The sequence below is a fragment of the Cytobacillus sp. IB215316 genome (assembly GCF_033963865.1).
Lineage (GTDB): Bacteria > Bacillota > Bacilli > Bacillales > SM2101 > Nanhaiella > Nanhaiella sioensis.
In genome coordinates this window covers 51950-58411 of sequence record NZ_JAXBMC010000020.1, presented here as the reverse complement: position 1 = coordinate 58411, position 6462 = coordinate 51950, and the positions used below count along the sequence as shown (strand labels likewise).

Annotated in this window: 7 protein-coding genes; all 7 read right to left on the bottom strand. The window is 35.6% G+C overall.

From position 1 onward, the window contains the following. Nucleotides 1-704 precede the first annotated feature (704 nt). Nucleotides 705-2189: a lysine--tRNA ligase gene (lysS, locus tag SLH48_RS20395; protein WP_320259614.1), complete on the bottom strand. Its 1485-nt coding sequence runs from the start codon at nt 2187-2189 to the stop codon at nt 705-707. Between the two features lie 461 nt (nt 2190-2650). Further along, entirely contained in the window at nt 2651-3652 is a 1002-nt protein-coding gene (dusB, locus tag SLH48_RS20390) for a tRNA dihydrouridine synthase DusB (protein WP_214484058.1), read from the bottom strand. 43 nt (nt 3653-3695) lie between these two features. Then, a complete protein-coding gene (locus SLH48_RS20385; protein ID WP_214484059.1) occupies nt 3696-3908 on the bottom strand; it encodes a helix-turn-helix domain-containing protein in 213 nt (70 codons plus the stop codon). Continuing rightward, nucleotides 3860-4387: a 2-amino-4-hydroxy-6-hydroxymethyldihydropteridine diphosphokinase gene (folK, locus tag SLH48_RS20380; RefSeq protein ID WP_320259613.1), complete on the bottom strand. Its 528-nt coding sequence runs from the start codon at nt 4385-4387 to the stop codon at nt 3860-3862. The genes SLH48_RS20385 and folK overlap by 49 nt, the downstream gene beginning before the upstream one ends. Then, nucleotides 4388-4747 carry a dihydroneopterin aldolase gene (gene folB, locus SLH48_RS20375; RefSeq protein WP_320259617.1) on the bottom strand — a complete coding sequence of 120 codons (360 nt, stop codon included), beginning with the start codon at nt 4745-4747 and terminating at the stop codon, nt 4388-4390. Continuing rightward, nucleotides 4740-5516: a dihydropteroate synthase gene (folP, locus tag SLH48_RS20370; protein WP_320259616.1), complete on the bottom strand. Its 777-nt coding sequence runs from the start codon at nt 5514-5516 to the stop codon at nt 4740-4742. The genes folB and folP overlap by 8 nt, the downstream gene beginning before the upstream one ends. A gap of 74 nt (nt 5517-5590) precedes the next feature. After that, on the bottom strand, nt 5591-6460 hold the full coding sequence (gene pabC / locus SLH48_RS20365) for an aminodeoxychorismate lyase (RefSeq protein ID WP_320259612.1): 870 nt from the start codon (nt 6458-6460) through the stop codon (nt 5591-5593). Between the last annotated feature and the right edge of the window lie 2 nt (nt 6461-6462).

Here is a 6462-nt window from a genome sequence, read left to right as displayed (position 1 = left end):
GCACGCCGCCAGCGTTCGTCCTGAGCCAGGATCAAACTCTCCAATAAAGTTTGATTGCTCATTTATTCAAAAAATTAACGTTGACGCTTTTGCTTTGTTTAGTTTTCAAAGAACATTGTAGCTGCGTTTTTCTTGGAGCAGCTTTATTAGAATAACATCGAATCTTGTCTAAGTCAACATCTTTTTTCGTCGACTTTCATCAATAATTGTCGTTGTTTCTTAGCGACGAATAATAATATATCATCTATTTTGATAACAATCAATAGTTTTTTTAATAAAATTTTAAAGAAACTTAATTAATGTTAAATCTTCATCTAAAACATTTTTAAGATCCCGTATATAAACGCTGTTACTATTTTTACTAAACTAGAATATAAAGCTGTTGTTTTGCACAACAGTCATCTTTTAATATATAGGCTCGTTACGTAAACTTCGTTACTATTTTCACTAAAAACATACAGAATGATGAGCTTTAAAAAGAGCTTAATAGTTGTAAAAGTTGACAAGATATTACGAACGCTAGATTTATAAGTCCATATATCTTAGAAGAAAATCAACAATCAATGCGAAAACAGTCATTATAGAAGAAAAGATGGATGCTAAAAAATCTAGTTATATACATATCTTGATCTTTATAGGAAAAACAACATTATAAAAAACCCCCTAAACGACAAGTTTAGGGGGAATTAACTATTTATAATTAACTATTTATTTCTCATTTGCGGGAATAAAAGTACATCTCTAATGGATGGAGCATTCGTTAACAACATGACTAATCTGTCAATCCCAATACCTAATCCCCCTGTTGGTGGCATTCCATACTCCAACGCCTCCACAAAGTCCTCATCCATCATATGCGCTTCATCATTACCTTGCTCACGTTCTTTTATTTGTGCTTCAAAACGTTGCCTTTGATCAATAGGATCATTCAGTTCGGTAAATGCGTTGGCATGTTCACGACCAACGATAAACAGCTCAAAACGATCAGTGAAACGCGGATCTTGTGCGTTTTTCTTAGCTAGAGGAGAAATTTCTACTGGATGACCATAAATAAATGTCGGTTGTATAAGTTTATCCTCTATTTTTTGTTCGAAGAATTCATTTACAATATGTCCATATAACATATTATCATTTATTTCAACACCATGCTCTTTCGCATGAGCACGTGCTTCTTCAACACTCATTTCTTTCCAAAAGTCTACGCCAACATATTCTTTTATTGCGTCAACCATGTGTAGTCTTTTCCATTTTGGCTTTAATTCTACTTCATCATCACCATACATAACAGTTGTAGATCCGAGTACTTCCTCTGCAATATGAGCAATCATATTTTCAGTTAATGACATAATGTCTTCAAAATCTGCATACGCCTCATAAAGTTCAAGCATTGTGAATTCTGGATTATGACGAGTAGAAACACCCTCATTACGAAATACACGACCGATTTCATAAACTTTTTCTAAGCCACCAACAATTAATCTCTTTAAATGTAATTCAATTGCAATTCTCATATATAAAGGAATATCTAGTGCATTATGGTGAGTAATAAAAGGTTTTGCCGAGGCTCCGCCTGCGATTGAGTGCATCATCGGAGTTTCTACCTCTAAATATCCATTGTTATCTAAATAACGTCTCATCGATTGAATAATTTGGCTTCTAGATATGAACGTTTGCTTACTCTTAGGGTTAGTAATTAAATCTAAATATCGCTGACGATATCTTTGCTCTATATCTTTTAAACCATGGTATTTATCAGGTAATGGTCTAAGTGATTTTGTTAATAATTCAAATGAAGTTGCTTTAATAGAAAGCTCCCCAACTTTTGTTTTAAAAACAGTGCCAGAAATTCCAATGATATCTCCAATATCTGCGATTGTAAAAGTCTCATACGGTGCATCACCTATCGCATCTTTTCTAACGTATATTTGGATCTGATCTGTCAAATCTTGAATATGCGCAAAACCAGCTTTACCCTTCCCTCGTTTTGTCATTATTCTACCAGCTATTTTAACTTGTACTTCATTTTGCTCTAACTCTTCCTTAGAGTAATGATCCAATGTGGAAATCAACTCTTTAGCGGAGTGAGTACGTTCAAAACGTTTTCCAAACGGATCAATCCCGTTTTCTTCTAGCTTATGTAATTTTTCACGTCTGACTACTAACTGATCATTCAATTCTTCTGTACTCATACCAATCAACTCCAATATTATTTTTCTAACAAAAAAAGAGATTTTATATACTTCTAGTTCAAAAGAAGCGTTACTTATTCAAGGGCTCTTCTTGTTAACTCAGTTGTTATCTTTACCAAAATAGAGTAGCAAGTAATGGGTTTAGGGATTTTTATAAATATTAAAGGCGGATAAGATATCCCGATAGTTGCATACGTGTTGCTATTTAAGAAAGAAAACAACAATCTATACGAAAACAGCCATTGTTAAAAAGAAAAACCCGACAGTGCCGAGTTAATCTGAAATTGAGTTAAGTCTAAAGAATTTAGTTTCTAAAAAGTGTTGGAACCCTCCCCCTGAAGTTGCTCGTGCCTTCTAGGTGAAAGGGTGATGCTTTCCTTCCTTTAGAAAAACTGCCAGCGATAGACTGGCAGTATATAAACGTCTTTTAGGGGTTATTATATTCCAGGCTATACTTGATGTCAAACTACTTTCGCTACACTTTGCTGTTTATTTTCCACATCATCAACGAACTTTGTTAGTAGATTTACTAAGTCTGCTCTATTATGACAATCATTTATAGCATTCCTTACTCTAGCATTGCCTTTGATCCCTTTTAAATACCATGCTGCATGCTTTCTCATTTCTTTCACCGCTATGTTCTCATTTTTTAGAGCAATTAGTCGGTCAAGGTGTAAAATACAAACATCTATCTTTTCTCGAATTCCAGGTTCTTCAATTAATTCACCCGTTTCAAGATATTTGACTGTACGGTATATCATCCAAGGGTTACCTAATGCAGCTCGTCCTATCATTACCCCATCACAACCTGTTTGCTCAAGCATCGCTTTTGCATCCTGCGGAGATTCAACATCACCATTTCCGATGATCGGTATATTAACCGCTTGTTTTACCTGTTTAATGATATCCCAGTTTGCCTTACCCTCATACATTTGCTCACGTGTTCTTCCATGTAACGATACAGCTTTTCCTCCAGCACGTTCAACTGCCATTGCATTCTCAATTGCAAATATATGTTCATCGTCCCAACCCATACGCATTTTTACAGTGACAGGTTTTTGTACAGCATCAACGACAGCAGCAACCATCTCATATATTTTAGCTGGATCAAGCAACCATTTTGCACCTGCATCACACTTTGTAATTTTGGGAACTGGACACCCCATATTAATATCAATAATATCTGCTGTTGTGTTTTGTTCTACAAATTTCGCGGCTTCTACAAGAGTCTCTTTTTCTCCACCAAATATTTGCAAGCTGAGCGGCTTCTCTCGTTCATCAATATAGAGCATACCTAACGTCTTTGCATTTTTATATAGAATGGCTTTATCGCTCACCATTTCTGCACAAACAAGCCCTGCACCAAATTCTTTTACAGTTAGCCTGAAGGCTGAGTTACACACACCAGCCATAGGCGCTAACACAACAGGGTTTTTCATTTGTAAATCACCAATCTTCAGCATATCTGTCCCTCCTTGTTATATACTTCTAATCTATATAATTGACTTATAGGTCACTAAAAGGCGATAACTCACCTATACTTACCTCAAGTTTATCCGAAATATCTTTCACTAACTCTTCGCTAGGTAATCGATTCCCTCTCTCTACCTCTCCTAACAAAGTTATTGAAACCCCAAGATCTTTTGCAAAACTTTGTTGGGTATAGCCCTTTAGCTTTCGAAAAGCTCGAATACGTCTTCCCCAATTCTCCGTTTCCATACATGTACCCCTTCTCTATCAATTAATTTGTTGATATTAACCGACGATGAATCAACACCTTTTCCAAGGACAACATGTTGATCGATCTCTAACAATGGTACCATGACGAATGCTCTTTCAAGCATTCGTGGATGTGGAACAATAAGTTGCTCTGTTTCAATATTTTCTTGATTATATAACAAAATGTCAAGGTCAATTGTTCGAGGACCCCACCTAATTTCCCTTTTTCTTCCTAATTGTTCTTCTGTATGTTGACAAATCGTTAATAAATCAAGTGCTGAAAGGTCTGTATTAACTTTAATTACCATATTCAAAAATTGATCTTGATCCGTGTAACCAACAGGGTTTGTCTCATAAATTGATGAAGTTTTCGTTATAGTAATTTGAGGATGCAATTGTAAACTTTTAATAGCCTTAAACATATATAATTGTCTATCACCTTGATTAGAACCTAGTGCAATATAAGCTTCTCGTGTCATTTAGCGACTCCTTGTTATGAATACTGCTACATCTTTATAATAACCCGGAATTGGCGGGCCAGGCTTTGTTATTTTCACAGTACATTCTTCTATTTGGACGAATGTTGCTAATAAATCTGCAGTAATTCTTTCGCCCACTGCTTCTATTAATTTATATGGTTTTCCCTCCACAATCCGTTGGCAAATTTCATATACTTCACCATAGTTAACTGTATTTTGTAACTGATCTGTTTGACCGGCAGTTGATAAGTCGAGTTGAAGCTCAACATCTACCAAAAACCGCTGTCCTAATTTTGTTTCTTCAGTAAATACCCCATGATATCCATAAAACATCATTTCATTGACAACTATTTTATCTATTGTTCTTCACACCTTTCCCTATCAAAGCATCCATCATCATGGCCATTCTAGAAATTTGCATAACATCATGAACTCTTACGATGTGGCATCCTTTTTCTATACCAAGACAAACAGTTGCACCTGTACCTTCTACACGTTCAGCTGGTGGCAAATCCAAAATTTGTCCAATGAAAGACTTTCGAGATGTCCCTAATAACACAGGGTATCCAAGCTTGTTTAACTCATCTAAATGTCGTATGATTTCAAGATTCTGTTCAAAAGATTTTGCAAAACCAACACCAGGATCTAAAATAATGTTATCATCTTTCACTCCGGCAGACTTAACGATAGACACACTCTCTTTCAAATCATTAAGCACATCAACAATAAAGTTTTGGTAATTACGGTTAGTCCGATTATGCATTAATACAATTGGAACTTGATAATGTGCAGCTACCTCGGCCATTTTTGGATCAGCCTTAGCACCCCAAACATCATTAATTATATGAGCACCAGCCTCAATTGCCTGCTTAGCTACTTCAGCCTTATACGTATCTATAGATACCGCCACATTCACATTTGCAGCAACTTCTTTTACAACTGGAATAACTCTTGATAATTCTTCATCTAACAACACTTTATTTGCCCCAGGGCGTGTAGATTCTCCACCTATATCAATAATATCAGCACCTTCAGAAGTCATTCTCTCAGCATGCTTTACAGCTAATTCGATCGAATTATATTTTCCCCCATCTGAAAATGAATCGGGTGTAGCATTGACTATACCCATAATATAGGTCTTCTTTGTAAAATCTAGATGATAAGGTCCACATGATAACTGTAAAGGTTGACCTTTCACTCGTTTCACTCCTTCCAAAAACTGTGTAGGTCAACCCTACTCCATAACGATTTTTTCGTTTCATTGTACTGCTTCTTCAAAGTATTAAAAACCATGCCCTTATTTCCCTGAAAATATCTATGATCTATTTTATATATCGGTATCAATTCTTGAATCGAATTTGTTACAAACACCTCATCAGCCATTAGCATTTCATCCGGTTTAAATAACCCTTCATCAATATGCAAACCATTATGTTTTGCAAGAGTCATTACAAATTGTCTTGTAACTCCGTTCAAAATCCCTGTTTCCAGAGAAGGTGTGTAGATTTTATCGTTCTTTACCCAAAAAACGTTCGACACAATCCCCTCTGCAATAAATCCCTTTTGAGATAGAAATATCCCTTCCTTTGTCGCATCTACTCCTACCTCTCTCTTCCCAAAAACATTGTTTAAAAAATGATGTGACTTTAAACGACTTTTTCCTTCAGGTGTATTTCTCTTTGTTTTTAGAAATACACCAGCTTTTTCAGCAACTGGTACTTGCAGTGGTTTTATATATATAATGACAGTAGGCTTTGTATAATGTTCAACCGACAAACCGATATCTCCTACTCCAGCTGAAACATTCAATCTAACGTAAGCATTTGAAAGGTTATTTTTGTTAAGTAAACGAGTAATGATTGAGAAAATCTCATCTCGATGCAGTTCTATATCTATCGCTAAACTGTTTAACCCTTCATTTAACCTTGAAAGATGGTCATCCAACAAAAAAGGGTGTCCATCATATACTGCAAGTGTCTCAAACAAACCTATTCCATACATATACCCGTGGTCAAATGGAGAGATCTTCGCATCTTCTTTTTTCATAATTTTGCCGTCTAAGTATATATACATAA

What these genes read in the sequence shown, in the direction of transcription:
- folP (WP_320259616.1), bottom strand. Translation starts at nt 5,516, where the DNA reads ATGGGTATAGTCAATGCTACACCCGATTCATTTTCAGATGGGGGAAAA.
- dusB (WP_214484058.1), bottom strand. Translation starts at nt 3,652, where the DNA reads ATGCTGAAGATTGGTGATTTACAAATGAAAAACCCTGTTGTGTTAGCG.
- lysS (WP_320259614.1), bottom strand. Translation starts at nt 2,189, where the DNA reads ATGAGTACAGAAGAATTGAATGATCAGTTAGTAGTCAGACGTGAAAAA.
- pabC (WP_320259612.1), bottom strand. Translation starts at nt 6,460, where the DNA reads ATGTATATATACTTAGACGGCAAAATTATGAAAAAAGAAGATGCGAAG.
- SLH48_RS20385 (WP_214484059.1), bottom strand. Translation starts at nt 3,908, where the DNA reads ATGGAAACGGAGAATTGGGGAAGACGTATTCGAGCTTTTCGAAAGCTA.
- folK (WP_320259613.1), bottom strand. Translation starts at nt 4,387, where the DNA reads ATGACACGAGAAGCTTATATTGCACTAGGTTCTAATCAAGGTGATAGA.